This is a genomic window from Enterobacter cloacae complex sp. P40C2 (assembly GCF_014930695.1).
Taxonomy (GTDB): Bacteria; Pseudomonadota; Gammaproteobacteria; order Enterobacterales; family Enterobacteriaceae; genus Enterobacter; species Enterobacter pasteurii.
Genome location: NZ_JADBRP010000010.1, coordinates 86,887 through 111,184, shown reverse-complemented (window position 1 = coordinate 111,184; position 24,298 = coordinate 86,887). Strand labels below are relative to the sequence as shown.

The 24,298-nt window shown below is 58.6% G+C and carries 20 protein-coding genes; 15 read left to right on the top strand and 5 right to left on the bottom strand.

Annotated features, from left to right (window positions below; genetic code table 11):
* Window positions 1-9: 9 nt before the first annotated feature.
* The 5 genes from IM304_RS17150 (at window position 10) to ppnP (ending at window position 2,646) form a co-directional block, all read left to right on the top strand.
* On the top strand, window positions 10-468 hold the full coding sequence (locus IM304_RS17150) for a YaiI/YqxD family protein (RefSeq protein WP_193355690.1): 459 nt from the start codon (window positions 10-12) through the stop codon (window positions 466-468).
* 144 nt (window positions 469-612) lie between these two features.
* Complete coding sequence (gene aroL / locus IM304_RS17145; protein WP_176611071.1) at window positions 613-1,137, top strand: shikimate kinase AroL; 525 nt, start codon at window positions 613-615, stop codon at window positions 1,135-1,137.
* Between the two features lie 44 nt (window positions 1,138-1,181).
* Window positions 1,182-1,373, top strand: coding sequence for a protein YaiA (gene yaiA / locus IM304_RS17140; protein ID WP_148420245.1), 192 nt, complete (start codon window positions 1,182-1,184; stop codon window positions 1,371-1,373).
* A gap of 236 nt (window positions 1,374-1,609) precedes the next feature.
* Complete coding sequence (locus tag IM304_RS17135; RefSeq protein WP_193355689.1) at window positions 1,610-2,287, top strand: AroM family protein; 678 nt, start codon at window positions 1,610-1,612, stop codon at window positions 2,285-2,287.
* 71 nt (window positions 2,288-2,358) lie between these two features.
* Complete coding sequence (gene ppnP, locus IM304_RS17130; protein ID WP_003859131.1) at window positions 2,359-2,646, top strand: pyrimidine/purine nucleoside phosphorylase; 288 nt, start codon at window positions 2,359-2,361, stop codon at window positions 2,644-2,646.
* Between the two features lie 45 nt (window positions 2,647-2,691).
* On the opposite strand, the gene rdgC is transcribed toward ppnP, so the two are convergent.
* Complete coding sequence (rdgC, locus tag IM304_RS17125; RefSeq protein ID WP_193355688.1) at window positions 2,692-3,606, bottom strand: recombination-associated protein RdgC; 915 nt, start codon at window positions 3,604-3,606, stop codon at window positions 2,692-2,694.
* Between the two features lie 123 nt (window positions 3,607-3,729).
* Here rdgC and mak point away from each other — a divergent pair, with 123 nt between their 5' ends.
* Window positions 3,730-4,635 carry a fructokinase gene (mak, locus tag IM304_RS17120; RefSeq protein WP_193355687.1) on the top strand — a complete coding sequence of 302 codons (906 nt, stop codon included), beginning with the start codon at window positions 3,730-3,732 and terminating at the stop codon, window positions 4,633-4,635.
* A gap of 170 nt (window positions 4,636-4,805) precedes the next feature.
* Here the strand turns inward: mak and sbcC are convergent, their stop codons facing one another.
* Complete coding sequence (sbcC, locus tag IM304_RS17115; RefSeq protein ID WP_193355686.1) at window positions 4,806-7,937, bottom strand: exonuclease subunit SbcC; 3,132 nt, start codon at window positions 7,935-7,937, stop codon at window positions 4,806-4,808.
* Window positions 7,934-9,139: an exonuclease subunit SbcD gene (gene sbcD / locus IM304_RS17110; protein WP_193355685.1), complete on the bottom strand. Its 1,206-nt coding sequence runs from the start codon at window positions 9,137-9,139 to the stop codon at window positions 7,934-7,936. The genes sbcC and sbcD overlap by 4 nt, the downstream gene beginning before the upstream one ends.
* A 187-nt stretch (window positions 9,140-9,326) precedes the next feature.
* Between sbcD and phoB the strand changes: the two genes are divergently transcribed.
* The 7 genes from phoB to IM304_RS17075 all read left to right on the top strand — a co-directional run bounded on the left by phoB (window position 9,327) and on the right by IM304_RS17075 (window position 20,580).
* Window positions 9,327-10,016: a phosphate response regulator transcription factor PhoB gene (gene phoB / locus IM304_RS17105; protein ID WP_148420251.1), complete on the top strand. Its 690-nt coding sequence runs from the start codon at window positions 9,327-9,329 to the stop codon at window positions 10,014-10,016.
* A 21-nt stretch (window positions 10,017-10,037) separates the two neighbouring features.
* Complete coding sequence (gene phoR, locus IM304_RS17100; RefSeq protein WP_193355684.1) at window positions 10,038-11,333, top strand: phosphate regulon sensor histidine kinase PhoR; 1,296 nt, start codon at window positions 10,038-10,040, stop codon at window positions 11,331-11,333.
* Window positions 11,334-11,742: 409 nt separating this feature from the next.
* Window positions 11,743-13,062, top strand: a complete 1,320-nt coding sequence (brnQ, locus tag IM304_RS17095) for a branched-chain amino acid transporter carrier protein BrnQ (RefSeq protein ID WP_148420253.1) — start codon at window positions 11,743-11,745, stop codon at window positions 13,060-13,062.
* A gap of 81 nt (window positions 13,063-13,143) precedes the next feature.
* Window positions 13,144-14,517 (top strand): proline-specific permease ProY, encoded by a 1,374-nt coding sequence (proY, locus tag IM304_RS17090; protein ID WP_193355683.1) that lies wholly within the window; start codon window positions 13,144-13,146, stop codon window positions 14,515-14,517.
* Window positions 14,518-14,680: 163 nt separating this feature from the next.
* Window positions 14,681-16,498 (top strand): maltodextrin glucosidase, encoded by a 1,818-nt coding sequence (malZ, locus tag IM304_RS17085; protein WP_176611064.1) that lies wholly within the window; start codon window positions 14,681-14,683, stop codon window positions 16,496-16,498.
* Between the two features lie 90 nt (window positions 16,499-16,588).
* Window positions 16,589-19,198: a DUF2339 domain-containing protein gene (locus IM304_RS17080; protein WP_193355682.1), complete on the top strand. Its 2,610-nt coding sequence runs from the start codon at window positions 16,589-16,591 to the stop codon at window positions 19,196-19,198.
* Window positions 19,195-20,580, top strand: coding sequence for a DUF3999 family protein (locus IM304_RS17075; protein WP_193355681.1), 1,386 nt, complete (start codon window positions 19,195-19,197; stop codon window positions 20,578-20,580). The genes IM304_RS17080 and IM304_RS17075 overlap by 4 nt, the downstream gene beginning before the upstream one ends.
* Window positions 20,581-20,623: 43 nt before the next feature.
* Here the strand turns inward: IM304_RS17075 and IM304_RS17070 are convergent, their stop codons facing one another.
* Together IM304_RS17070 and acpH are read right to left on the bottom strand one after the other, a co-directional pair.
* The gene (locus IM304_RS17070; RefSeq protein WP_148420258.1) at window positions 20,624-21,226 is read right to left on the bottom strand and encodes a peroxiredoxin C; all 603 of its coding nucleotides are present in this window, start codon (window positions 21,224-21,226) and stop codon (window positions 20,624-20,626) included.
* A gap of 127 nt (window positions 21,227-21,353) precedes the next feature.
* Window positions 21,354-21,935, bottom strand: coding sequence for an ACP phosphodiesterase (gene acpH, locus IM304_RS17065; RefSeq protein WP_193355680.1), 582 nt, complete (start codon window positions 21,933-21,935; stop codon window positions 21,354-21,356).
* 92 nt (window positions 21,936-22,027) lie between these two features.
* Here acpH and queA point away from each other — a divergent pair, with 92 nt between their 5' ends.
* Window positions 22,028-23,098, top strand: a complete 1,071-nt coding sequence (gene queA / locus IM304_RS17060) for a tRNA preQ1(34) S-adenosylmethionine ribosyltransferase-isomerase QueA (RefSeq protein ID WP_148420260.1) — start codon at window positions 22,028-22,030, stop codon at window positions 23,096-23,098.
* Window positions 23,099-23,151: 53 nt separating this feature from the next.
* Entirely contained in the window at window positions 23,152-24,279 is a 1,128-nt protein-coding gene (gene tgt, locus IM304_RS17055) for a tRNA guanosine(34) transglycosylase Tgt (protein ID WP_003859110.1), read from the top strand.
* Window positions 24,280-24,298: the final 19 nt, after the last annotated feature.

Below are 24,298 nucleotides of genomic sequence, written 5' to 3'. Positions count from 1 at the left end.
GGAGAGACTATGGCTATCTGGGTTGATGCGGACGCGTGTCCGAATGTGATTAAAGAGATTTTATTCCGCGCCGCCGAGCGGGTGCAGATACCGATGACGCTGGTGGCGAACCAGAATATCCGCGTGCCGCCCTCCAGGTTCATTCGTTCTCTGCGCGTGCCGGCCGGGTTCGACGTGGCGGATAACGAGATTGTGCGCCTGTGCAGCGCCGGAGATTTGGTGATCACGGCGGATATCCCGCTGGCTGCCGACGTGCTGGCGAAGGGGGCCGCGGCGCTTAACCCGCGCGGCGAGCGCTACTCTCCGGCAACGATTCGGGAAAAGCTCACCATGCGAGATTTTATGGATACCCTGCGTTCCAGTGGCGTCCAGACCGGCGGGCCGGACAGCCTGTCTCAGCGCGACCGCCAGCAGTTTGCCGCCGAGCTGGATAAATGGCTGCTGGAAGTGAAGCGCCGCCCGGCGTAATCCTCAGCCGGGCTGTTTTATGGTACAGTGTGGCCTCCACAGGCTTGTCATTCCGTACCGCTTTGCAGTAAAGTTAGCGCAACATCTTCTGCAATCATTTCTTTACAGCCTTCAGTTATCCGGCATCAAGGGGAACACCTGGTTATGAACCCACCCATCTTTTTAGTTGGCCCTCGCGGCTGTGGGAAAACCACCGTTGGTCTGGAGCTGGCGCGTCTGTGCCAGAGTCAGTTTGTCGATACTGACCACTGGCTGCAGGAGAAGGCTGGTCGCACCATCGCCGATATCGTGGAAAAAGAGGGCTGGGAGAGCTTTCGTGCGCGTGAAACGGCAACGCTTGAGGCCGTCACCGCGCCATCTACCGTGATTGCGACCGGCGGAGGCATTATTCTGGCGCCGTACAACCGCCAGTTTATGCGTGAAAATGGGGAGGTCATCTATCTCTGCGCGCCGGTCTCTACGCTGGTGGGGCGGCTGGAAGCGTTTCCGGAAGAGGGGCAGCGTCCGGCACTAACCGCGAAACCGCTGAGCGAAGAGGTCAGCGAGGTGCTTGCCGAACGCGATGCGCTATACCGCGAGGCCGCGCACCACGTGGTGGATGCGTCTGCGTCACCCGAGAAAGTTGCGATTCAGATTATTACCGCCCTGCGTTTGGCTTGCGCCAGCTAACAGCCGTCTATACTCATAGCTCAGACATAAAAAAAGGATGAGCTATGCCAACCAGACCTCCCTATCCACGTGAAGCCCGCATTGTTACCGTTGAAAAAGGTAATGGCGATCGGACTGTAACCTGGTATCAGCTGCGTGCCGATCACCCAAAACCCGATTCGCTCATCAGCGAACATGATACCGAACAGGAAGCGCTGGATGCGAAACGGCGGTACGAAGATCCTGATAAGACCTGACAGGGTTCCGAATTCGCTACAACCGTGCCTGAATCACATTTTTAACTTATCGCTAATGTTAAGTAGCAGTTAATATTTAGTTATTACAGGTAGATTCGTTAAGGCCAGCCGATCTTTACATTACGGTGTAGAGATCCGCTGCTACGCTTGGTGCTGTTTTGTTCAAAAAACGAACCGTGCAGCGTAGTGAGCCTGTACCTGTGTTGTAGTTATGGCAGTAACGAAAGGCGATCAAAATGAAGGCGACGTTGGCGATCCTCACGATTGGTGTGGTCCCTGTAAGCGAAGTATTACCGCTCTTAACGGAGCATATCTCTGAACAACAGATTACGCATCTTAGCCTGTTAGGGAAGTTGAGTCGGGAAGAGGTCATGGAAGACTACGCTGTCGAGGCGGGGGACGATCCCCTGGCGACGTTATTAAGCGACGGTAAACTGGCGCACGTGTCGCGTCAGAAAATTGAGCGCGCGCTTCAGGGCGTGATCGAAGTGCTCGATAATCAGGATTATGACGTTATTTTGCTGATGAGCACGGCCCCGGTTAAGGGACTCAGCGCGCGTAATGCGATTCTGCTGGAGCCGATGCGGATCATTCCACCGCTGGTGGCCTCCATTGTCGACGGTCATCAGGTTGGGGTCATTGTTCCCGTTGAGGAGCTGCTGGATAACCAGGCGGTGAAGTGGTCCGCGCTGGAGCACCCGCCGCTGTATGCGCTGGCAAATCCGTTCTGGGACAGCGAAGCGAAGCTGATTGCCGCGGGGCAAGAGCTGATCGACAGAGGGGCGGACGTGCTGATGCTGGACTGCCTGGGCTTCCACCAGCGGCATCGTGATTTACTGCAAAAAGCGCTGGACGTTCCGGTGCTGCTCTCTAACGTGCTGATGGCGCGTCTGGCGTCAGAATTACTGGTGTAATGATTTTGCGTGACAGGTCATGAGCATGGCCCCTATAGTGGATTTTTCTCTATAAATATAAGGGCCAGTTCATGCTTCAGAGTAACGAATACTTTTCCGGTAAAGTGAAATCCATCGGTTTTACCAGCAGCAGCACTGGCCGCGCCAGTGTTGGCGTGATGGCGGAAGGAGAATACACCTTTGGCACCGCAGAAGCGGAAGAGATGACGGTGGTCAGCGGCGCGCTGAACGTCCTGCTGCCGGGTGAAACAGAGTGGAAAGTATATAGCGCCGGGCAGGTATTCAACGTGCCGGGCCACAGCGAGTTCCATTTACAGGTGGCAGAGCCAACCTCTTACCTGTGCCGCTATCTGAAATAATCTTCTTTCTTCCCCCTCAGCCCTGACTGGCGAGGGGGAAGGACATTACCTCTGCGCTTCGCCGCCGAGGCCTTCCACCAGATTCTGGATCAACGCCGCCAGCTCTCCGGTCATCAGGATAAAGTCCGCATCAAAGCGCTGCGCGTAATCTTCGCGGTCGATATCTTCGTTCTGATCGCGCAGTTCATCGCAGAATTTAAGACGCTTCACGGAGCCGTCATCACACATGACAAACTGAATACGCTGCTGCCAGTCGAGCGCCAGCTTGGTTACGACTTTGCCCGCTTCAATGTGCACGGCTATTTCGTCGCTCACCAGATCCTGTTTTTTCGCGCGGATCACGCCGCCATCTTCCAGCAGCGCTTTCAGCTCTGCCTCATCGAGGATCTGGAAGCCCTGAGCGGCGGTGCCGCTGCGCACCCACTCCGTCAGGGTCAGCTCAATCGGCGTTTCCAGCGCCAGGGGAACGACCGGCAACGAGCCGAGGCTCTTACGCAGCAGCGCCAGCGTATCTTCCGCTTTTTTGGCGCTGGCGCAGTCCACCATGATCAGCCCGTTAACGGTGTCGATCCACATCATGGTCTGGCTAAAGCGGCTAAAGGCGCGAGGCAGCAGCGAGTGCAGCACTTCATCCTTCAGCGAATCTTTTTCGGTTTTTTTAAGCTTACGGCCCTGTTCTGCTTCCAGCTTGAAGATCTTCGCTTCGAGCGCCTGTTTAACCACCGGCGTTGGCAGGATCTTCTCTTCTTTACGGGCGCAAACGATGATTTGCCCCGTGCTGTTGGCGTGGGTCAGCGCATCGCTTTGAGAACCCATTGGCGGAACCCAGCCGGTTTTCGCCATGTCCTGGCTACCGCAAGGGGTAAAGGAGTAAGCGGCTAACTGTTTTTCCATCTCTTCTGCACGCAGCGAAATGTCGCGGCTGAGACGGTAAACCATCAAATTTTTGAACCACAGCATGATAATTTCCACGGCCTTGTCGTTAAATCAGCGGGCATGATAGCGAATTGTCGCATCGCTTGCATTGCTAATCGGGAAGCAGGCTTCTACTCTGTTGATAATCAAAATAATGAGGAGTGTCTTGTGCGTATTGGGATTGATTTGGGCGGCACCAAAACGGAAGTTATTGCGCTGAGCGAGCAGGGGCAGCAGCTGTTTCGCCACCGTCTGCCTACGCCGCGTGATGACTATCACCAGACCATCGAGACGATTGCCAGGCTGATCGATATGGCCGAGGAGGCCACGGGCGAGACGGGGACGGTGGGAATAGGTATCCCCGGCTCTATTTCGCCGTATACCGGCGTGGTGAAAAATGCTAACTCCACCTGGCTTAACGGCCAGCCGTTCGATAAAGACTTAAGCCAGCGCCTGAACCGGGAGGTGCGTCTGGCGAATGACGCTAACTGCCTGGCGGTGTCTGAGGCCGTCGATGGCGCAGCGGCAGGCGCGCAGACCGTGTTTGCGGTGATTATCGGTACCGGCTGCGGTGCCGGGTTGGCCTTCGGTGGACGTTCGCATATTGGCGGCAACGGCACCGCGGGCGAGTGGGGGCATAACCCGCTGCCGTGGATGGATGAAGATGAGCTTAAGTACCGCGTCGACGTGCCGTGCTACTGCGGCAAGCAGGGCTGTATCGAGACGTTTATCTCCGGCACCGGTTTTGCGACGGACTACCACCGCCTGAGCGGGCAACCGCTGAAGGGGAACGAGATTATGCGCCTGGTTGAGGAGCAGGATCCGGTGGCCGAACTGGCGCTCAGCCGCTACGAAATGCGGCTGGCAAAATCGCTGGCGCACGTGATCAATATCCTCGATCCCGACGTTATTGTGCTGGGTGGCGGCATGAGCAACGTCGACCGGCTGTACGCGACGGTGCCGACGCTGGTGAAGCAGTGGGTATTTGGCGGCGAGTGTGAAACCCCGATCCGCAAAGCCGTTCACGGGGATTCCAGCGGCGTGCGCGGTGCGGCATGGCTATGGCCGGAATAAAAAACGCACGCTACGGTTTTTAGCGTTTGTTCCCTCTCCCCGTGGGAGAGGGCCAGGGTGAGGCAAGGCGAAGGCAAAACGGCAACGAACGCTACGGTTTTTAGTGTTTGTTCCCTCTCCCCGTGGGAGAGGGCCAGGGTGAGGGCACCAGACCGCACCGACCCCACCATTTACCGCACCGCAAACTCTCGATCCAGCCTGCTATACCCCAGTCCGTTGATCTTCTTCACCTTAATCTGTACCGGAATGCGCTCTTTCATCGCCTCAACGTGGCTAATCACGCCGATGGTTTTCCCGGTGGCGTTCAGCGCGTCGAGCGCGTCCAGCGCGGTGTCCAGCGTTTCGCTATCAAGCGTGCCGAACCCTTCGTCCAGAAACAGCGAATCAATCCGCGTTTTGTGGCTGACCAGATCGGAAAGCGCCAGGGCCAGCGCCAGGCTGACGAGGAAACTCTCGCCGCCGGACAGGGTACGGGTATCGCGTACCGCGTCCGCCTGCCAGGTATCGACCACCTCCAGCTCCAGCGCGTCGCTCGCTTTACGCTGCAGCAGATAGCGGCCATGCAGGCGGTTGAGCTGCTGGTTGGCAAGCCACACCAGGTTATCCAGCGTCAGCCCCTGGGCGAACTTACGGAATTTGTCGCCGGTGCTGGAGCCTATCAGCGAGTTAAGGTAGCCCCAGTCGTCGGCCAGACGCGCCGCCTCTTCAATCTGCTGCATGAGCGCCTGCTGGTGCAGACGGTTATCTGCGTCCTGCTTGAGCTGCTGGCGGAGCTCCCCCTGATGGGTGGTATTGTCCCGAAGCTGCTGCCCCAGCTGCTGTAGCTGCGTCTGAAGGCTTGCGGCATCCGTGTCCAGCCCTTCCGGGCGCAGCGCCTGATGCGCCTGAAGCTGCTGACCTGCCTGCCCGGAAAGCGCCGTAGCCTGCTGGAGCTGATTTTCCAGCGTCTGCTTTTGCTGCTCAAGCCGGCGGATCGTCGCCTCATCCAGCAGGGCGGAGAGAAACGCCTCCCGATCGGCGAAGCAGCTCGCGGCCAGCGCGGCGCTGAACTGTTCCTGCGAATGCTGTAGCCGCTCGCGCTCGAGCGTCTCCTGCTGCTGTAAGGTGGCGAGCTGGCTTTGCAGCGACAGGCATTCGTCGTGGATCCCGCGCCAGTTCTCAGGAATGGCCGCCTCGGCTTCCGCGCCCTCGGAGACCGGCAGCGTATCCAGCAGCGGCGTCAGGGCGTTAATACGTTCCTGAATCGCGCCGTGCTGGGTCTGCTTTTCCTGCCACCGGGTATATTCGGCTTCGCGCGCGCTGAGCCAGGCGCTTTCCTCACCTTCATCGGGCATGCTGAGCGACAGCGGCCGTAGCGAGGACGCCAGCGCCTCACGCGTCGCCGCCAGCTGCTGCTGGTACTGGCGCGCCTGACCTTCCTGTTCATTGAGCTGGTTTTGCAGCGTCAGGCGCTGGCTGAGCTGATAAAGCTGGCGCTCGTACTGCTCCTGCTCGCTCATCCAGGGGGCGATATCATCCTGTATATTCAGCGCTACGTTCAGGGAAGTGCAAACCTCAAACCACTCTTTAGTGAGCGCTTGCTCTTCCTGAGAGAGCGTCGTGGCTTCCTCTGTTTCTCGCTGGATCTGTTGGGCCAGCGCATTCACCTGCCCAAGCACCAGCAATCCTTCGTCCTTAAGCGCGGCAACCTCTTTTTCCAGCGCGTCACGGCGGCGCTGATTGTCGGTCAGCTCAAGCGCCTGATACTCCACCACGGCCGGATGTTCGCTTGAACCGCAGAGTGGACAAGGCTTACCCGCTTCCAGCCGTTCCCGATAGTGCTCAAGATCTTTGATTGTCGCTTCACGCTCGCAGAGCGTTTTAAGGTCGGCGAAGTGCTGGTTTTTCTCTTTATACTGCTGGCGGCGCAGGGTCAGCGTTTCGTTGAGTTTACCCTGCTCAGCCAGCGCCTTTTGCACGCTTTCCCCATTCTGGCGCAGCCGCTTTTGCAGCGGCTGGTAGCGAGCGTGAAGCGCGGTCAGGCGCTGACGGAGCGCCCGGGATTGCGCCTGTTGCTCCATGGCCGTCGCGAGCGCCTCAGCCGTCAGCGTAAGCGCGCTTTCCGGCATGGCAGCCAGCTTCTGGCGGAGGTCTGCAATGCGCGCCGACTGGGACGCGAGCTGATTTTTATCGCGGCTCAGCTGCGTAAAATTCGCCCGCCAGCCGGCCATCTCCTGGCCCCACAGACGAAAGCGATCGTGTTCGGTCAGCCACTGCGCCAGCGACGCGTGCTCTGCCTGCAGGCGTTCGCGTATACCCAGCGCGCCGTTGCGGATACGCGAGCGCAGCGCAGCTCTGTCGAGTAAGCGAGTATTTACTTCGACAATCCGCTGCGTCGTTTGCGCCAGGCGGGTGGTCTGCTCCTGCTGGCGCTCCCACAGCGGCCGCAGCTGGGCGGCGGGCTGAGCCAGCTGGAGCTTCGCCAGTTCAGGCGCGGCATCGGCCAAAGCCCTTTGCGTCTGCTGCTGCGAAGCGGTCGCGCGCTGCTGTTCACGAACCAGCTCGTCGTTGCGCGTCAGCCACTGAAAATCTTTCTGTTGGCTCTGCTGTTGAGCCAGCAGGGTTTTCTCTTCGTCAGTAAGCGCCTGCAAACTTTGCTGCAACTGCTGCTGCTGTTCTTCGCTCAGAAGCACCACGCCAGCGGCCTGGGCTTCGCACCTCTCCAGCGCGCCGCGTGCCGCCTTGTGTCTTTCAAAGACCGTGGCGGAAATCTGGCCGTAAATTTCCGTGCCGGTCAGCTCTTCCAGCAGCTCGGCGCGATCCCCCGGCTTAGCGTTCAGGAAGGCGGCAAACTGTCCCTGAGAGAGCAGCATTGAGCGGGTAAAGCGGCCGTAGTCCAGCCCGGTCAGTGCGGCGGTTTGTTCCAGCTTATCCGTGACTTTATCCGCCAGGATTTTGCCGTCTTCGCAGCGGGCCAGCTCAACGCGCGGTGCCTGCAGGTTTCCGTCCGGCTGGTTGCGGGCGCGGTTCTGGCTCCAGAAAGCGCGGTAGGCGACGCCTTTAACCTCAAACTCCACCTCCGCCAGGCATTCGGCGGTATCGCGCGTCATCAGGTCGTTTTGCGCCTGGGAGACCTTATTCAGACGCGGCGTTTCGTGGTAAAGCGCCAGGCAGATGGCGTCCAGCAGCGTGGTTTTCCCCGCGCCCGTGGCACCGGTAATGGCAAACAGCCCGTTGCTGGCAAACGGCTCAGCGGTAAAGTCAATTTTCCACTCGCCCTTCAGCGAGTTCAGGTTTTTCAGACGCAGGCTCAGAATTTTCATGCGTTTTCTTCCTCGTCATGAAGGGTGTGCAGAGTCTGCGCAAACAGCTCGTTAAGCCTGGTGCGCCTGGCGTCGTCCATCTCTTCATGCGCCAGCCGCCGCTCGAAGACCTCCTCAACCCGAAGTTCGCTAAGCGTTTCGCGCCGGGCGCTTAGCAGCGTTTTCTCGCGCTGCTCGCGGCTTCGGCGCACCAGCAACACTTCTACGGGCAGCGCTTCCGTCAGCGCCTGGATTTTGCGCTGCATATCGTGCAGATACTCGTCGGTGGTAATCTCGATATCGAGCCAGACGGGCGGGTTATGTTCGGCGCCGCGAAACTGCTCAAGCTGAGCGGTAATGGCGGCAAGATCGCCCTTCAGCACCGCCAGCGGCTGGGTGACGGGAACCTCAAGGCTCTCCACGGCGCTGAGTTTGCCCTCGGTAAAGCTCACCAGATGCACGCATTTTGCTTTGCCCGTTTCGTCGAAGCTGAGCGAAATGGGCGACCCGCAGTAGCGAATGTGCTCGCAGCCGCCGATGACCTGCGCCCGGTGAATATGCCCGAGGGCTATATAGTCGGCGGGCGGGAAGTTCTGGGCCGGGAACGCGTCCAGCGTACCGATGTAGATCTCACGCACCGCGTCACTTTTGCTGGCACCGACGGTCGTGAGGTGCCCGGTGGCGATGACCGGAATGGCCTGTTCACCGCGCAGGGCGCAGGCCTCCGCGTGCTGGCGATGGTAATAGTCGGTGATGGCCTGCAATAGGTGCTGCTGCTTTTCGCTGCCGGAAAGACCAGCCTGGCTCTGCACGATATCGCGCGGGCGTAAAAAGGGGATCGGACACAGCACCGCGCCCGGCGTGCCGTCGCGTTTTTTCAGGATCTGCGGCGCATGCCCGGCGCTGGCTACCACGGTGGTATTGAGAAACGCCAGAATATCGCGGGATTCATTCAGCGTCGCCACGGAGTCATGGTTACCGGCGACGATCACAAGGTGGCAGCCGGTTTGCTGGAGGTTAACCACGAAACGGTTGTACAGCTCGCGCGCATAGCTCGGCGGCGACCCGGTATCAAAGATGTCGCCCGCCACAATAATCGCGTCCACCTCATGGCTCCGGGCCGTCTCCAGCAGCCAGTTCAGGAACGCTTCATGTTCAGCGGCGCGGCTTTTGCTGTAAAAATTTTGACCCAGGTGCCAGTCTGAGGTGTGAAGTATGCGCATAAGTGATCCGTGGCAAAAATAAGAAAGCAGGATTATAAACTTTCAGGGAACGGAAAATAACCGCTGTAATAAAACAACAGTTTGCTATTTACCATGGTAATGTTTTTCATAAATCTGTCATAAATCTGACGCATAATGACGCCGCATTACAGACTTGTAACTTAAATACGATAAGACAGGGCAAAGTATGGCGAGACGTATTCTGGTCGTAGAAGATGAAGCTCCGATCCGTGAAATGGTGTGCTTCGTGCTTGAACAAAATGGCTTCCAGCCGGTTGAAGCGGAAGATTATGACAGCGCGGTGAACCAGCTGAATGAACCCTGGCCCGATCTCATCCTGCTGGACTGGATGTTGCCTGGCGGTTCCGGGTTGCAGTTTATCAAGCATATCAAACGCGAAGCGCTGACCCGCGATATCCCGGTGGTTATGCTGACGGCGCGCGGTGAAGAAGAGGATCGCGTGCGCGGTCTGGAAACCGGTGCGGACGATTACATTACCAAACCGTTTTCCCCGAAGGAGCTGGTCGCTCGCATTAAGGCCGTGATGCGCCGTATTTCACCGATGGCGGTGGAAGAGGTGATTGAGATGCAGGGGCTAAGCCTGGATCCTACCTCGCACCGCGTGATGACCGGCGAAAATCCCCTCGATATGGGGCCAACCGAATTTAAACTCCTGCACTTCTTTATGACACACCCGGAACGCGTTTACAGCCGCGAACAGTTGCTGAATAACGTCTGGGGAACTAACGTCTATGTCGAAGACCGAACGGTTGACGTCCATATTCGCCGCCTGCGCAAAGCACTGGAGCTGAGCGGCCACGATCGCATGGTGCAGACGGTCCGCGGCACGGGTTATCGTTTCTCGACCCGTTTCTGAACAATGACAGGAGTGTGACGCGTGCTGGAACGTCTGTCATGGAAAAGGCTCGTCTTTGAACTGATCTTATGCTGTATTCCGGCCTTCATTCTGGGGGCTATTTTTGGCTATCTGCCGTGGTTTTTACTGGTGGCCGTGACGGGACTGCTCGTCTGGCATTTCTGGAATTTACTGCGCCTCTCCTGGTGGCTGTGGGTCGACAGAAGTATGACGCCGCCGCCGGGAAGCGGAAGCTGGGAGCCGCTGCTCTACGGCCTGCACCAGATGCAGATGCGTAATAAAAAGCGCCGACGGGAGCTGGGAAGCCTGATCAAACGCTTTCGCAGCGGCGCGGAGTCGCTGCCGGACGCGGTGATCCTGACGACGGAAGAAGGGACGATCTTCTGGTGTAATGGCCTCGCACAGCAGCTGCTTGGCCTGCGCTGGCCGGATGATAACGGCCAGAACATCCTCAACCTTCTGCGCTATCCCGAGTTCACGCTGTATCTGAAAGCGCGTGATTTTAGTCGTCCGCACAATCTGAAGCTCAATAACGGCCGCCATCTTGAAATTCGCGTGATGCCCTACAGCGATCGGCAGTGGCTGATGGTGGCGCGAGATGTAACCCAGATGCACCAGCTGGAAGGGGCGCGTCGCAACTTCTTTGCAAACGTCAGCCACGAGCTGCGCACGCCGCTGACGGTGTTACAGGGCTATCTGGAGATGATGCAGGAGCAAACGCTTGAAGGTGCGCCGCGTGAGAAAGCGCTGCACACCATGCGCGAGCAGACGTACCGCATGGAAGGGCTGGTCAAACAGCTGCTGACGCTCTCGAAGATTGAGGCCGCGCCGTCGCTGGCGCTCAACGAGGTCATCGACGTGCCGATGATGCTGCGCGTAGTGGAGCGCGAGGCGCAAACCTTGAGCCATAAAAAACACACGCTGGCGTTTGAGGTTGATAACGACCTGAAGGTGCTCGGCAGCGAAGATGAACTGCGCAGCGCCATCTCGAACCTGGTGTACAACGCCGTAAACCATACCCCGGAAGGGACGCACATCGTGGTGCGCTGGCTGCATACCCCGGCGGGCGCTGAGTTTAGCGTCGAAGACAACGGGCCGGGAATAGGGTCTGAGCACCTCCCGCGCCTCACCGAACGGTTCTACCGGGTGGACAAGGCGCGCTCGCGGCAGACCGGGGGCAGCGGTCTGGGGCTTGCAATCGTGAAGCATGCGGTGGGCCACCATGAAAGCCGTCTTGATATCGAAAGCACGCTGGGCAAGGGCACGCGCTTTAGCTTTGTTATCCCGGAACGATTAATTGCCAAAAAGAGCGCCTGACCGCGGGCGTGTCAGTCATGCTTTCCACGGGCCAGCCACTGCTGGCCCGTTTGCTTTGCAGTCAAGCGAAGCGCGGGTGAATATTATACGGTTGATGCTTTTTTGTTCGCATGATTAGCCATGGGTTTTTCTTATACATGGCATATTATGTTGGCCTGTATTTTCATGCTGGCATATTGTTCTGGTTTTACGATCCCTTCTTGCCTTTAAACGTTATAAGCGTTTAAATTGCCCCCCATATACTGTCAGACAGACTGTATTTGCGTGGTAAATCGAAAAACTATTCTTCTCCACGCCAGGACGGGAGCATTTCCCGCTGAAATTGAGCAAATTTTCCGCTGTATTGTCCCGTCAGGGATGGCGAAAAACTCAACGTTTTCAACACCACATCCACAGGCAGTAAGGTTTTATGACCCATCACTTGAAATCGCGTGACATTATCGCGCTGGGCTTTATGACATTTGCGCTGTTCGTTGGCGCAGGCAACATCATTTTCCCTCCAATGGTTGGCTTACAGGCGGGTGAACACGTCTGGACGGCCGCGTTTGGTTTTCTGCTTACTGCGGTGGGTCTGCCGGTATTGACCGTCATCGCGCTGGCGAAAGTCGGCGGCGGCGTGGACAGCCTCAGCACGCCGATTGGCAAGGTAGCTGGCGTTCTGCTGGCGACCGTGTGCTATCTGGCCGTTGGCCCGCTGTTTGCGACCCCGCGCACGGCGACGGTTTCCTTTGAGGTGGGTATCGCCCCGCTGACCGGTGACGGTGCGATGCCGCTGTTTATCTACAGCCTGATCTACTTCGCGATCGTTATTCTGGTGTCGCTCTATCCGGGCAAACTGCTGGATACCGTAGGTAACTTCCTGGCGCCGCTGAAGATTGTTGCGCTGATCGTGCTGGCGGTTGCGGCCATCGTCTGGCCTGCGGGTCCTATCAGCTCTGCGATGGACGCGTACGAGAACGCGGCGTTCTCGAACGGTTTTGTTAACGGCTATCTGACGATGGATACGCTGGGCGCTATGGTGTTTGGCATTGTTATCGTTAACGCCGCGCGTTCCCGCGGCGTAACCGAAGCGCGTCTGCTGACCCGCTACACCATCTGGGCTGGCCTGATGGCCGGTGTTGGCCTGACGCTGCTGTATCTGGCGCTGTTCCGCCTGGGTTCAGACAGCGCAACGCTGGTCGATCAGAGTGCAAACGGCGCGGCGATCCTGCATGCCTACGTGCAGCACACCTTTGGCGGTGCGGGCAGCATGCTGCTGGCGGCGCTGATTTTCCTGGCGTGCCTGGTCACGGCGGTAGGGCTGACCTGCGCCTGTGCGGAGTTCTTTGCCCAGTATCTGCCGCTCTCGTACCGCTCGCTGGTGTTTATCCTCGGCATCTTCTCCATGGCGGTGTCAAACCTCGGTCTGAGCCATCTGATTCAGGTGTCTATTCCGGTACTGACGGCAATCTATCCGCCTTGCATCGTGCTGGTGGTGCTGAGCTTCACCCGTCCGTGGTGGCATAACTCCACGCGAATTATTGCGCCAACCATGTTTATCAGCCTGATTTTTGGTATCCTTGACGGGATCAAAGCATCAGCGTTCGCCGACATCCTGCCAGCATGGACACAGCGTCTGCCGCTGTCCGAGCAGGGACTGGCCTGGCTGATGCCATCCGTTGTTGCGCTGGTGCTGGCTATTGTCTGGGACCGTGCGGCGGGGCGTCAGGTTACATCAAACGCCCATTAATCAACGGCAACAAATTGTTTAACCACGGGGCTTAAGGCCCCGTGGTTTTTTGTTTTTTTCGTGTTGAATGGCAAGATTTTAATGGAAAGCACTAACAAACTTAAACGTGGATTGAGCACCCGCCACATCCGCTTTATGGCGCTGGGCTCGGCTATCGGCACCGGTCTTTTTTATGGCTCGGCAGATGCCATCAAAATGGCCGGTCCAAGCGTACTGCTGGCCTACATCATTGGCGGCGCCGCGGCCTACATCATCATGCGTGCGCTGGGGGAGATGTCGGTTCACAACCCGTCAGCCAGCTCGTTCTCACGCTACGCGCAGGAAAACTTAGGCCCGCTGGCCGGGTTTATCACCGGCTGGACCTACTGCTTCGAAATCCTGATTGTGGCCATAGCCGACGTCACGGCGTTTGGCATCTATATGGGTGTCTGGTTCCCCGCCGTGCCGCACTGGATCTGGGTGCTGAGCGTGGTGCTGATCATCTGCGCCGTTAACCTGATGAGCGTGAAGGTGTTTGGCGAGCTGGAGTTCTGGTTCTCCTTCTTCAAGGTCGCGACCATCATCATCATGATCCTCGCCGGTTTTGGCATCATCATCTGGGGTATTGGCAACGGCGGACAGCCGACGGGCATTCAAAATTTATGGAGCAACGGCGGCTTCTTCAGCAACGGCTGGCTCGGAATGGTGATGTCGCTTCAGATGGTTATGTTCGCCTACGGCGGTATTGAGATTATCGGGATCACCGCCGGAGAAGCGAAAGATCCGGAGAAATCCATTCCGCGCGCCATCAACTCGGTGCCGATGCGTATTCTGGTGTTCTATGTAGGGACGCTGTTCGTGATTATGTCCATCTATCCGTGGAACCAGGTGGGCACTAACGGCAGCCCGTTTGTCCTGACCTTCCAGCACATGGGCATTGCGTTTGCTGCCAGCATTCTCAACTTTGTGGTGCTGACCGCATCGCTGTCGGCCATCAACAGCGACGTCTTCGGCGTTGGCCGTATGCTGCACGGCATGGCGGAGCAGGGCAGTGCGCCGAAGGTCTTCGCCAAAACGTCGCGCCGCGGCACGCCGTGGGTAACGGTGCTGGTGATGACCGTAGCGCTGCTGTTCTCGGTTTACCTGAACTACATCATGCCGGAGAACGTCTTCCTGGTGATCGCGTCGCTGGCGACCTTTGCGACCGTGTGGGTGTGGATCATGATCCTGCTGTCGCAGATTGCGTTCCGCCGCCGTCTGCCGCCGGAAGAGGTGAAGGCGCTGAAGTTTAAGGTTCCGGGCGGCATCGCAACGACCGTCGTCGGGCTGATCTTCCTGTTGTTTATCATCGGCCTGATTGGCTACCATCCGGACACCCGTATCTCGCTTTACGTGGGCTTTGCGTGGATCGTCCTGCTGCTGGTGGGCTGGATGTTTAAATGCCGCCGTGACCGTCAGCTGGCGCAAGCGCAGTAATATTTTAATCTCCCTCTCCCGCCGGGAGAGGCTCAGGATGAGGGCATCAGGCCGCACTGATGCCTCATCCCCCATCCTCCTCCCCCAATAAACGTCCTCACGATGAGCTAACCTTAACCACCCTGTGGCATGGTGACGTCAATTTCATCAAAGGGGATTCGTGATGTTAAACGCCTGGCACCTTCCGGTTGCCCCATTTGTTAAGCAAAACAAAGACAACCTTGTGATTACGCTCTGGCTGGCGGGGGAAAATCAGCCTGAACGTGTGACCTTACGCGCCGAAGTGGATAACGAAGAGACGTCGCTGAAAATGCACAAGGCGCGCAGCCAGCCTCAGCCGGGAATCACGGCGTGGCGGGCGAATATCGACCTTCGCAGCGGGCAGCCGCGTCGCCGCTACAGCTTTAAGCTGCTGTGGAATAACCGTCAGCTGTGGTTTACCCCGCAGGGGTTTAGCCGTTTCCCTCCGGCCAGGCTTGAGCAGTTTGCGGTTGATTATCCGGATAACGGCCCGCAGTGGGTTAACGATCGGGTCTTTTACCAGATATTCCCGGACCGCTTTGCGCGCAGTGAAAAACGCACCGCCGGGCAGGACAAGGTCTACTACCACCATGCGGCCGGTCACGACATCATTATCAAAAAATGGGGCGAGCCGCTGACCGCGCAGGCGGGCGGCTCGACCTTTTACGGCGGCGATCTCGACGGTATCAGCGAAAAGCTGCCGTACCTGAAAAAGCTCGGCGTGACCGCGCTGTACCTGAACCCGGTGTTTAAGGCGCCAAGCGTACATAAGTACGATACTCAGGATTACCGGCACGTTGACGAGCAGTTTGGCGGTGACGAGGCGCTGCTGCGGCTGCGCCATAACACGCAAAAGGAAGGTATGCGCCTGATTCTCGATGGCGTGTTCAACCACAGCGGTGATTCTCACGCGTGGTTTGACCGTCATAATCAGTCGATGGGCGGCGCATGCCATAATCCGGACTCACCGCAGCGTGACTGGTACAGTTTTGACGAAAACGGCCGCGCTCTGGACTGGCTTGGCTACCCGAGCCTGCCGAAGCTGGATTTTCAGTCGCCCTCTCTGGTGAATGAGATCTACGGTGGTGAAGACAGCATCGTGCGCCACTGGCTGAAGGCGCCGTGGAATATGGACGGCTGGCGGCTGGACGTCGTGCATATGCTCGGTGAGGCGGGCGGAGCGCGAAACAACCTTCACCACGTCCGGGAGATCTCTCGCTCGGCGAAAATCGCGCGTCCGGAGGCGTTTGTCTTTGGCGAACACTTTGGCGACGCGCGCCAGTGGTTGCAGGCAGATGCCGAAGACGCGGCGATGAACTATCGCGGCTTCACCTTCCCGCTGTGGGGATTCCTCGCCAATACCGACATTTCTTACGACCCGAACCATATTGATGCCGAAACCTGCATGGCGTGGATGGAGAACTACCGCGCCAGCCTGTCGCATCAGCAGCAGCTGCGGATGTTCAACCAGCTCGACAGCCACGATACCGCCCGCTTCAAATCTCTGCTTGGTAAGGATGTAGCGCGACTGCCGCTGGCGGTAACCTGGCTCTTTACCTGGCCCGGCGTACCCTGCATCTACTATGGCGATGAAGTGGGGCTGGACGGCAACAACGATCCGTTCTGCCGTAAAACGTTTCCGTGGGAGCCTGAGAATCAGGATCGGGAGCTGTTCAGCCTGTACCAGCGCATGGCGACGCTGCGCAAGCAGAGCCAGGCCCTGCGCTACGGGGGCTGTCAGGTGATGTACGCTCACGATAACGTGGTGGTGTTTGTCCGCGTCTATAACCAGCAGCGCGTGCTGGTGGCTCTCAACCGGGGCGAGGCGTGCGAGGTGGTGCTGGAAGATTCACCGCTGCTGGCCGGTAAAACGTGGAAGAGCAAAGCGGGTAAAGCGACGTTCCAGGAAAGCGTGCTTACGCTTCCGGCCATCTCAGCGGCGGTCTGGTTCGGCAGCTGACTGCGGGCGGAGCGGTTTTCACCTTTTAGATGGCGCAAATGCAACTATTTGTGTCAATCTTAACGGATCGTTTACGGTGAAGGTGGAAACATGGACGAGCTTTACATCCTTGGCTGTTTGCTCCTGGTTTTTGCGCTGCTGGTGGCGCCCGTGCTTGCGGTTATAGGCTTTAACCGAAGCACGGCGGCGCAGCAGGAGATCGTCCGCCTACGCCAGCGCATTGAGGCGCTTGAGCAGCGCGGCGCGGCTGATAACGCGCCGGAGCCGGTACAGCCCGCCGCGCCGGTGGCGGAGCCTGCTCCGGCGGCAGCGGTCGAGTCTTTGCACGTCGATCCCTGGCGCCCCGGGCCGCCTGTTACTGAGGCAAAACCAGCGCCGGCACCGGCGCCGAAACGGCCCTCCGCCTTTGGCGGCATCCTGTCTTCACTGACGCGCTGGTTTATGCAGGGCAATCCGCTGGCGAAGCTGGGGATTGTGCTGCTCTTCCTCGGCCTCTCTTTCCTGCTGCGCTATACCGTCGAACATTCACTGTTTCCGCTTGAGCTGCGCCTTGCAGCCACGGCGCTGTTTGCCATGGTCCTGCTGGCCGTCGGATGGCGGCTGCGGCACAGGCAGCGGATCTATGCCCTTATTCTTCAGGGCGGCGCAACCGGCGTGCTCTACCTGACCGTCTTTGGCGCGTTCCGGCTCTGGCAAATGTTGCCGATGACCCTGGCGTTTGCGCTGCTGGTGGTGATTTGCGCGGCGAGCGTCGGGCTGGCCGTGCTGCAAAGGGCGCTGAGCCTTGCCATGCTGGCGAGCCTCGGCGGGTACCTTGCACCGCTGCTGCTGTCGACGGGAGGGGGAAGCTTTGTGGCGCTGTTCTCCTTCTATCTCCTGCTCTCTATCGGCATTCTCGCCATCAGCATCTGGCAGCACTGGCGCGAGCTCAACCTGCTCGGGCTGCTCTTTACGTTTGGCGTGGGGGGATGGTGGGGGCTGAGCGACTATCAGCCTGATGACTACGTTATCTGCCAGCTGTTCCTGATTGCCAATACGCTTATTTTCGGCGTGTTTAGCGTAGCGCTGTCGCTGCGGGCGCAGGAAAAAGGTAAACAGATTATTGACGGCGTACTGCTGTTTGCGCCGCCGCTTGTTGGATTTGGGATGCAGTACGGCATGACGTCGCACTGGACATACGGCCCGGCGCTCGGCGCGCTGGGGTATGGGGCGTTTTACCTCTCGCTGGCGTTCCTCGCGCTGCGACGCTATCCGTCAGTCGGGCGGCCGCTGGTGATGGCGGCGCTGGCCATCGGCGGAGGATTCGCGACGCTCGCCATCCCGCTGGCGCTGTCGGCGCGCTGGACGGCAATGGCCTGGGCGCTGGAAGGGCTGGGCATCCTCTGGCTGGGGATCCAGCAGCAGCAAAGGCGCATGAGCTATAGCGGGACGGCGCTGCAGGTGCTGGCGCTCGGCAGCGCGCTGTGGGCGCAGATGAACGGCGTTACGTCGCTGAGCCTGCTGCTGATCTTCGCCATTCTCAGCCTTAGCTGGCTGGCCGCGGCCTGGCTGTGGCGGACTCTTTTCATGCCGGTCAGCTGGGCGCTGCTGGCCGGCGGGCTGCTGTTCTGGTTAGTCGCGCTGCTGGGCGCATCCCAGCTGTTGCTGAAGCAGGAGCTATCGATTCTGGCGGGCGTGCTGGCGCTGACGGCGGCGTCGGTCTGGGGCTGGCGGCAGGTGGCCGCTCGTCTGGCGTGGCGGGAGCTGGATGGAAGCAAATGGCTGCTGTGGCCGGTAATGCTGCTGATGTTGGGTTATCAACTCTCGCACCAGCAGGTCTTTGCCGCCGGCTGGGCAAATCTGGCCTGGTGTGTTGCGCTGCCTTCCGCGCTGCTGCTGTTGCGGCGTGACGGAGAAGGTCTCCTGCCGCGTCTCTCAATGGGGCTGCATCTTTCGCTGCTGTGGATGATTTTACTGGCGCTGGCCGCTGAGCTTTACTGGTTTGCCCGATCGTTGCCGTGGGGCATGCTGCCCTGGGGCTGTGGGCTGGCCATGGCCGCTGGCGGCGCGGTAATTATGGCGCTCTCTGCGGCGGTGCGGCGTCGCGGGTGGCCGTTCCGGGAGTGGCCTGCACTTTATGCGTGCGTGGCACCGATCCCCGTGGTCGTAGCGCTGCTGGTACTGCTGGTGGTGACCAATTTCCAGGACGGTGTGGTTTATGGTCAAGCCTGGCTGCCGCTGGTAAACCCGCTTGAGGAAGGGGCCGCGTTTGCGCTGCTGGGGCTGGTGGTGTTTTATCGGGCCGTGGATTGCTATTGCCCGGCATCGCTCGCGCAGTCTCGCCCGTGGCCCGCCGTCATGCTGATGGCGTTTGGCTTCTGGTGGCTTAACGGCGCGCTGCTGCGCGCGCTGGCGTGGTACGGCGAGGTGGCATGGAATATGGCGTCGCTGTGGGATTCGCGGCTTATCCAGACCACGTTTGCCCTGTTCTGGATGTTGTGCGCGCTGGTGGTCATGATCCGCGCTACCCGCCGGGCCGCCCGGCAGGAGTGGCTCTGCGGTGCGGCGCTGCTGGGCGTGGTCATGCTCAAGCTGATGCTCGTAGACAGCGCGGGCGGCGGCGGCCTGTCGCGCGCCGTCGCGTTTATCGGCGTGGCGATCCTGGTGCTGATTGTGGGCTATTTCTCGCCGCTACCGCCTAAAGCAGGAGAAGAAAAATGAAATGGATGAAAGCGGTAGCCTGTACCGCGCTGCTGGCGCTTGCAGGCCCGGCGTTCTGCGACGAGGTGCAGACGGAATCGTCGCGGGATTATGCCTTCGGTCTTTCGCTGGATACGTCTGTCCCTTCCCAGTGGTATCGGGTGATGCTGCCGCTCGCCGTGTATGCGCAGAGCACGTCGCCGGAACTGCAGGACGTTCGCGTCTTTAATCAGTCGGGCGAGCCGGTTCCCTTCAGCCTGGTCGCCGCGACGCGTCCGCAGCCGTCGGTGCAAACCACGGCGCTGCGCCTCTTTCCTCTGGATGCCTCGCCGCTGGCGCCTGCGCGAGGGGACGAGGACCGCGATAAAATCCTGCTCCGTTCCCGAAACGGCGTTGAGATTGTGCTGGAAGGGCAAAAAGCTGCCGCAGCCGGGCAGCATTATCTGCTGACCCTGCCGGAGCAGGCTACGGGTGAGGTTGCCCTGTCCCAGCTACAGCTGCTCTGGAATACCCCTCAAACGCCGTGGCAGGGAACGGCGTCGGTTTATTACAGTGAGGATCTTAAGCGCTGGTATACCCTGCGCGAAGATATGCCCCTGCTGGACGTCGCTAGCGGCGAGGATCGTCTTAAGCTCGATCGGATCGATATTGATACGGTTTTATCTCCCGACGCTAATCGCTATCTCATGGTGGTGCTGAACGCGCAGAGCCCCGGAATAACCCTGACCGGCGTAAATGCGATCGGCGCTCCCGCGCAGGCGGCGCCGGAAACGATCGATCTGGAGGGGAAAGGGGAGCAGCTATCGACAAGCGAAGCGCAGTGGCGCTGGGCGCGGCCGCAGCCGCTGCGTGCGGTCAGTATCTTACTGAATGGCGACGGCGTCCTTCCCGTAGAGATAGCGTGGCGGAGTACGGAGACGGACAAATGGCATCCTCTGAAAAAAGAGGTGCTTTACCGTTTGGAGGGCAAAACCTCTCCACCCGTTTCGCTTAGCGGAGGCCTGGTGCAGGCGGTGAAAATCACGACGCTGAATGCGCGACTGCCGGAATACCTGCCGGGCGTCATCGGGTATCGCGACCGCTATGACCTGGTGTTTAACGCGCAGGGAAAAGCGCCGTACCTCCTCGCATGGGGAAACGGGGCTGCAAAACCTGCCGGCGTGGAGCCTGATATGCTGATCCCTGCCGCGCTGCGTAAAACGTATGATATGGCGAACCTGCCGCAGGCCGATCTTAAGGACAATGTCGCCTTAGGCGGCGAGGCTCGTCTGACCGCCACCTCTGCGGCCGAACGGGCGAGCAGGATGAACACGCTGCTGGTGTGGGGCGTGCTGATTGCGGGCGTGATCCTGCTGGCGGGCATGGCCTGGCGCATCTGGCGAGAGACGCAGCGTAAAGCATAAAAAAAGGCCCGCATAAGCGGGCCTCTTCCGTAAACCGTGCCGATTACAGGCTGGATACGTTCTCAGACAGGTATTTAGCCACGCCGTCCGGGGAAGCAGCCATACCTTCTTTACCTTTTTCCCACTGAGCCGGGCACACTTCACCGTGCTCTTCGTGGAACTGGAGCGCGTCAACCATGCGCAGCATTTCGTCAACGTTACGACCCAGCGGCAGGTCGTTCACAACCTGGTGACGAACGATGCCGTTGGCGTCGATCAGGAAAGAACCACGCAGCGCAACGCCAGCATCCGGATGTTCGATACCGTAAGCCTGCTGAATTTCGCGCTTGATGTCCGCAACCATCGCGTATTTCACCGCACCGATGCCGCCTTTGTCGACAGGGGTGTTACGCCATGCGTTGTGTACAAATTCAGAGTCGAAGGAGACGCCAACCACTTCCACGCCACGCTTCTGGAATTCTTCGTAACGTTTGTCGAACGCGATCAGCTCAGACGGGCAAACGAAGGTGAAGTCCATTGGCCAGAAGAACAGAACGGTCGCTTTACCGTTGGTGTGCTGTTTGAAGTTGAAGTTTTCAACGATTTCACCGTTGCCCAGAACTGCTGCAGCCGTAAAATCCGGAGCCGGACGAGTTACCAGAACCATATGATTCTCCTGTAGATACTAAGGTTATTTGGAACGCAACGCGGCCCAGTATAGAGAGTGTTCGCTCATAAGACAAAGAGGTGGTGACAATCGTTCCGCCAGCTTTTACCTATCAATGAAAACGCACTCAGAGCTGCTTGTTTTTTGCCTGCGCCATCATGCGCGGGTAGAACTGCCAGAAGCGCGTTTCCAGCGCGTCATAATGTTCGTCCAGGTCGTGCCAGGAGTCGCGCAGCGCGTCAAGACGCGGGCGGCGGCTGGCCATGCCGTTAAGCACGTTCTGAATGAAATCCATCTCGCGGTAACGCTCCAGCCAGCGTTCCGACCACAGGTAATTATTGAGATTAACGAAGCGCGGCGGCGAGTCAGGCAGAATGATCGCCACCTGCTGACGGGCATAGCGCACAAATTCGGGTAATGGCATCTCCGGCGAAAGCCGTTCCCAGTGGCGCGAGAGGAAATGATCCCACATCACGTCAAGGGTAATCGGCGCAACGCGGCGCGTTTCGGGACGGAACCAGGCTTTGGCTTCGGTCACTTCCGGCAGGTTGTCGGTCAGCACGTCGATGCGGCGATGCATAAAAATCCCGTCGACAACCTCCGGGGAATACGCGTCAGCGGGGTTACCGCGCACGAAATCGGCCAGCAAATTGCCGGAAAGGGAGCTGTCCGCGAGGTGAGCGAGATGCAGGTGAGCGAGAAAATTCATGCGTTTTATTTGTCCGGTGGCGGCTAGTTGTTGCAGCAAATGGGTGTGAGCACTAGACTATGCCGCCTGTTTTTAAGTCACGAGTATACGTCATGCGCGTCGCCGATTTCTCCTTTGAACTACCTGAATCCCTGATTGCTCACTACCCCATGCCTGAGCGTAGCAGCTGTCGCTTGCTGTCACTTGACGGGCCAACGGGCGCGCTGACGCACGGTACTTTCACCGATCTGCTCGACAAGCTCAACCCTGGCGATCTGCTGGTCTTTAACAATACCCGCGTGATCCCGGCGCGTCTGTTTGGCCGTAAAGCCAGCGGCGGCAAGATTGAGGTGCTGGTCGAACGTATGCTCGATGATAAACGTATTCTGGCACATATTCGCGCCTCCAAAGCGCCGAAGCCGGGCGCTGAGCTGCTGCTGGGCGATGACGAGAGCATCAAAGCGACCATGACCGCGCGTCACGATGCGCTGTTCGAGGTGGAGTTCAACGACGAGCGCACGGTGCTTGATATCCTCAACACCATCGGCCACATGCCGCTACCGCCGTACATTGAGCGCCCGGACGAAGAGGCCGACCGCGAGCTGTACCAGACCGTCTACAGCCAGAAGCCTGGCGCGGTTGCGGCGCCAACCGCGGGCCTGCACTTTGATGAGCCGCTGCTGGAAAAATTGCGCGCTAAAGGCATCGAGATGGCGTTTGTCACGCTGCACGTCGGCGCGGGGACGTTCCAGCCGGTACGCGTGGACAGCATCGAAGACCACATCATGCACTCTGAGTACGCCGAAGTGCCGCAGGAGGTGGTGGATGCGGTGCTGGCGGCGAAAGCGCGCGGCAGCCGCGTCGTGGCCGTCGGTACGACGTCGGTACGTTCCCTTGAGAGCGCCGCGCAGGCCGCGAAAAGCGGTTTGATCGAGCCGTTCTTTGGCGATACGCAGATCTTTATCTACCCGGGCTATCAGTACAAAGTGATTGATGCGCTGGTGACCAACTTCCATCTGCCTGAATCTACGCTGATTATGCTGGTCTCCGCATTTGCGGGTTATCAGCATACGATGAATGCCTACAAGTCTGCGGTAGAACAAAAATATCGCTTTTTTAGCTACGGTGACGCGATGTTTATCACGTACAATCCGCAGGCTTTGAATGAGCGTGTCGGGGAATAAGTCCGCGGCACCGTGTTACAACGTTGGACTGTTTTTCTGACGTCGGAGAAAAAATGAAATTTGAACTCGATACCACCGATGGCCGCGCGCGTCGCGGTCGCCTGGTGTTTGATCGCGGCGTGGTTGAAACCCCCGCGTTTATGCCTGTGGGCACTTACGGCACCGTAAAAGGGATGACGCCGGAAGAGGTGGAAGCCACTGGCGCACAGATCATTCTCGGCAACACGTTCCACCTGTGGCTGCGTCCGGGTCAGGAGATCATGAAGCTCCACGGCGACCTGCACGACTTCATGCAGTGGAAAGGCCCGATCCTGACCGATTCCGGCGGTTTCCAGGTCTTCAGCCTGGGCGATATCCGCAAGATCACCGAGCAGGGCGTACACTTCCGTAACCCGATCAACGGCGATCCGATCTTCCTCGATCCGGAAAAATCAATGGAGATTCAGTACGATCTCGGCTCCGATATCGTGATGATCTTCGACGAATGCACGCCATACCCGGCGGACTGGGACTACGCGAAACGCTCAATGGAGATGTCCCTGCGCTGGGCGAAGCGTAGCCGCGACCGTTTTGACTCCCTGCAGAACAAAAATGCGCTGTTCGGCATTATTCAGGGCAGCGTTTACGAAGATTTACGCGATATCTCCGTTAAAGGTCTGGTAGAGATAGGCTTTGATGGCTACGCTGTCGGCGGTTTGGCTGTGGGTGAGCCGAAGGAAGATATGCACCGCATTCTGGAGCATGTCTGCCCGCAAATCCCGGCGGATAAACCACGATACCTGATGGGTGTGGGCAAACCGGAAGATCTGGTTGAAGGCGTACGTCGCGGCATTGATATGTTCGACTGCGTCATGCCAACACGAAATGCACGTAACGGTCATCTGTTCGTTACCGATGGCGTGGTGAAAATCCGTAACGCGAAGCATAAGAGTGACACCAGCCCGCTCGATTCCGAGTGCGATTGCTATACCTGTCGCAATTATTCTCGCGCGTATCTGCATCATCTCGATCGTTGCAACGAGATTTTGGGCGCGCGACTCAATACCATTCATAATCTTCGTTATTATCAGCGCTTAATGGCTGGTTTACGTAAGGCTATCGAAGAGGGTAAATTAGAGAGCTTCGTGACCGATTTCTACCAACGTCAGGGGCGGGATGTTCCACCGTTGAACGTTGATTAATTTTAATAATGAGGGAATT

Excerpts from the sequence above, each read along its gene's own strand:
- IM304_RS17150 (WP_193355690.1), top strand. The coding sequence starts at position 10 with ATGGCTATCTGGGTTGATGCGGACGCGTGTCCGAATGTGATTAAAGAG.
- aroL (WP_176611071.1), top strand. The coding sequence starts at position 613 with ATGAACCCACCCATCTTTTTAGTTGGCCCTCGCGGCTGTGGGAAAACC.
- yaiA (WP_148420245.1), top strand. The coding sequence starts at position 1,182 with ATGCCAACCAGACCTCCCTATCCACGTGAAGCCCGCATTGTTACCGTT.
- IM304_RS17135 (WP_193355689.1), top strand. The coding sequence starts at position 1,610 with ATGAAGGCGACGTTGGCGATCCTCACGATTGGTGTGGTCCCTGTAAGC.
- ppnP (WP_003859131.1), top strand. The coding sequence starts at position 2,359 with ATGCTTCAGAGTAACGAATACTTTTCCGGTAAAGTGAAATCCATCGGT.
- rdgC (WP_193355688.1), bottom strand. The coding sequence starts at position 3,606 with ATGCTGTGGTTCAAAAATTTGATGGTTTACCGTCTCAGCCGCGACATT.
- sbcC (WP_193355686.1), bottom strand. The coding sequence starts at position 7,937 with ATGAAAATTCTGAGCCTGCGTCTGAAAAACCTGAACTCGCTGAAGGGC.
- sbcD (WP_193355685.1), bottom strand. The coding sequence starts at position 9,139 with ATGCGCATACTTCACACCTCAGACTGGCACCTGGGTCAAAATTTTTAC.
- phoB (WP_148420251.1), top strand. The coding sequence starts at position 9,327 with ATGGCGAGACGTATTCTGGTCGTAGAAGATGAAGCTCCGATCCGTGAA.
- brnQ (WP_148420253.1), top strand. The coding sequence starts at position 11,743 with ATGACCCATCACTTGAAATCGCGTGACATTATCGCGCTGGGCTTTATG.
- proY (WP_193355683.1), top strand. The coding sequence starts at position 13,144 with ATGGAAAGCACTAACAAACTTAAACGTGGATTGAGCACCCGCCACATC.
- malZ (WP_176611064.1), top strand. The coding sequence starts at position 14,681 with ATGTTAAACGCCTGGCACCTTCCGGTTGCCCCATTTGTTAAGCAAAAC.
- IM304_RS17080 (WP_193355682.1), top strand. The coding sequence starts at position 16,589 with ATGGACGAGCTTTACATCCTTGGCTGTTTGCTCCTGGTTTTTGCGCTG.
- IM304_RS17075 (WP_193355681.1), top strand. The coding sequence starts at position 19,195 with ATGAAATGGATGAAAGCGGTAGCCTGTACCGCGCTGCTGGCGCTTGCA.
- IM304_RS17070 (WP_148420258.1), bottom strand. The coding sequence starts at position 21,226 with ATGGTTCTGGTAACTCGTCCGGCTCCGGATTTTACGGCTGCAGCAGTT.
- acpH (WP_193355680.1), bottom strand. The coding sequence starts at position 21,935 with ATGAATTTTCTCGCTCACCTGCATCTCGCTCACCTCGCGGACAGCTCC.
- queA (WP_148420260.1), top strand. The coding sequence starts at position 22,028 with ATGCGCGTCGCCGATTTCTCCTTTGAACTACCTGAATCCCTGATTGCT.
- tgt (WP_003859110.1), top strand. The coding sequence starts at position 23,152 with ATGAAATTTGAACTCGATACCACCGATGGCCGCGCGCGTCGCGGTCGC.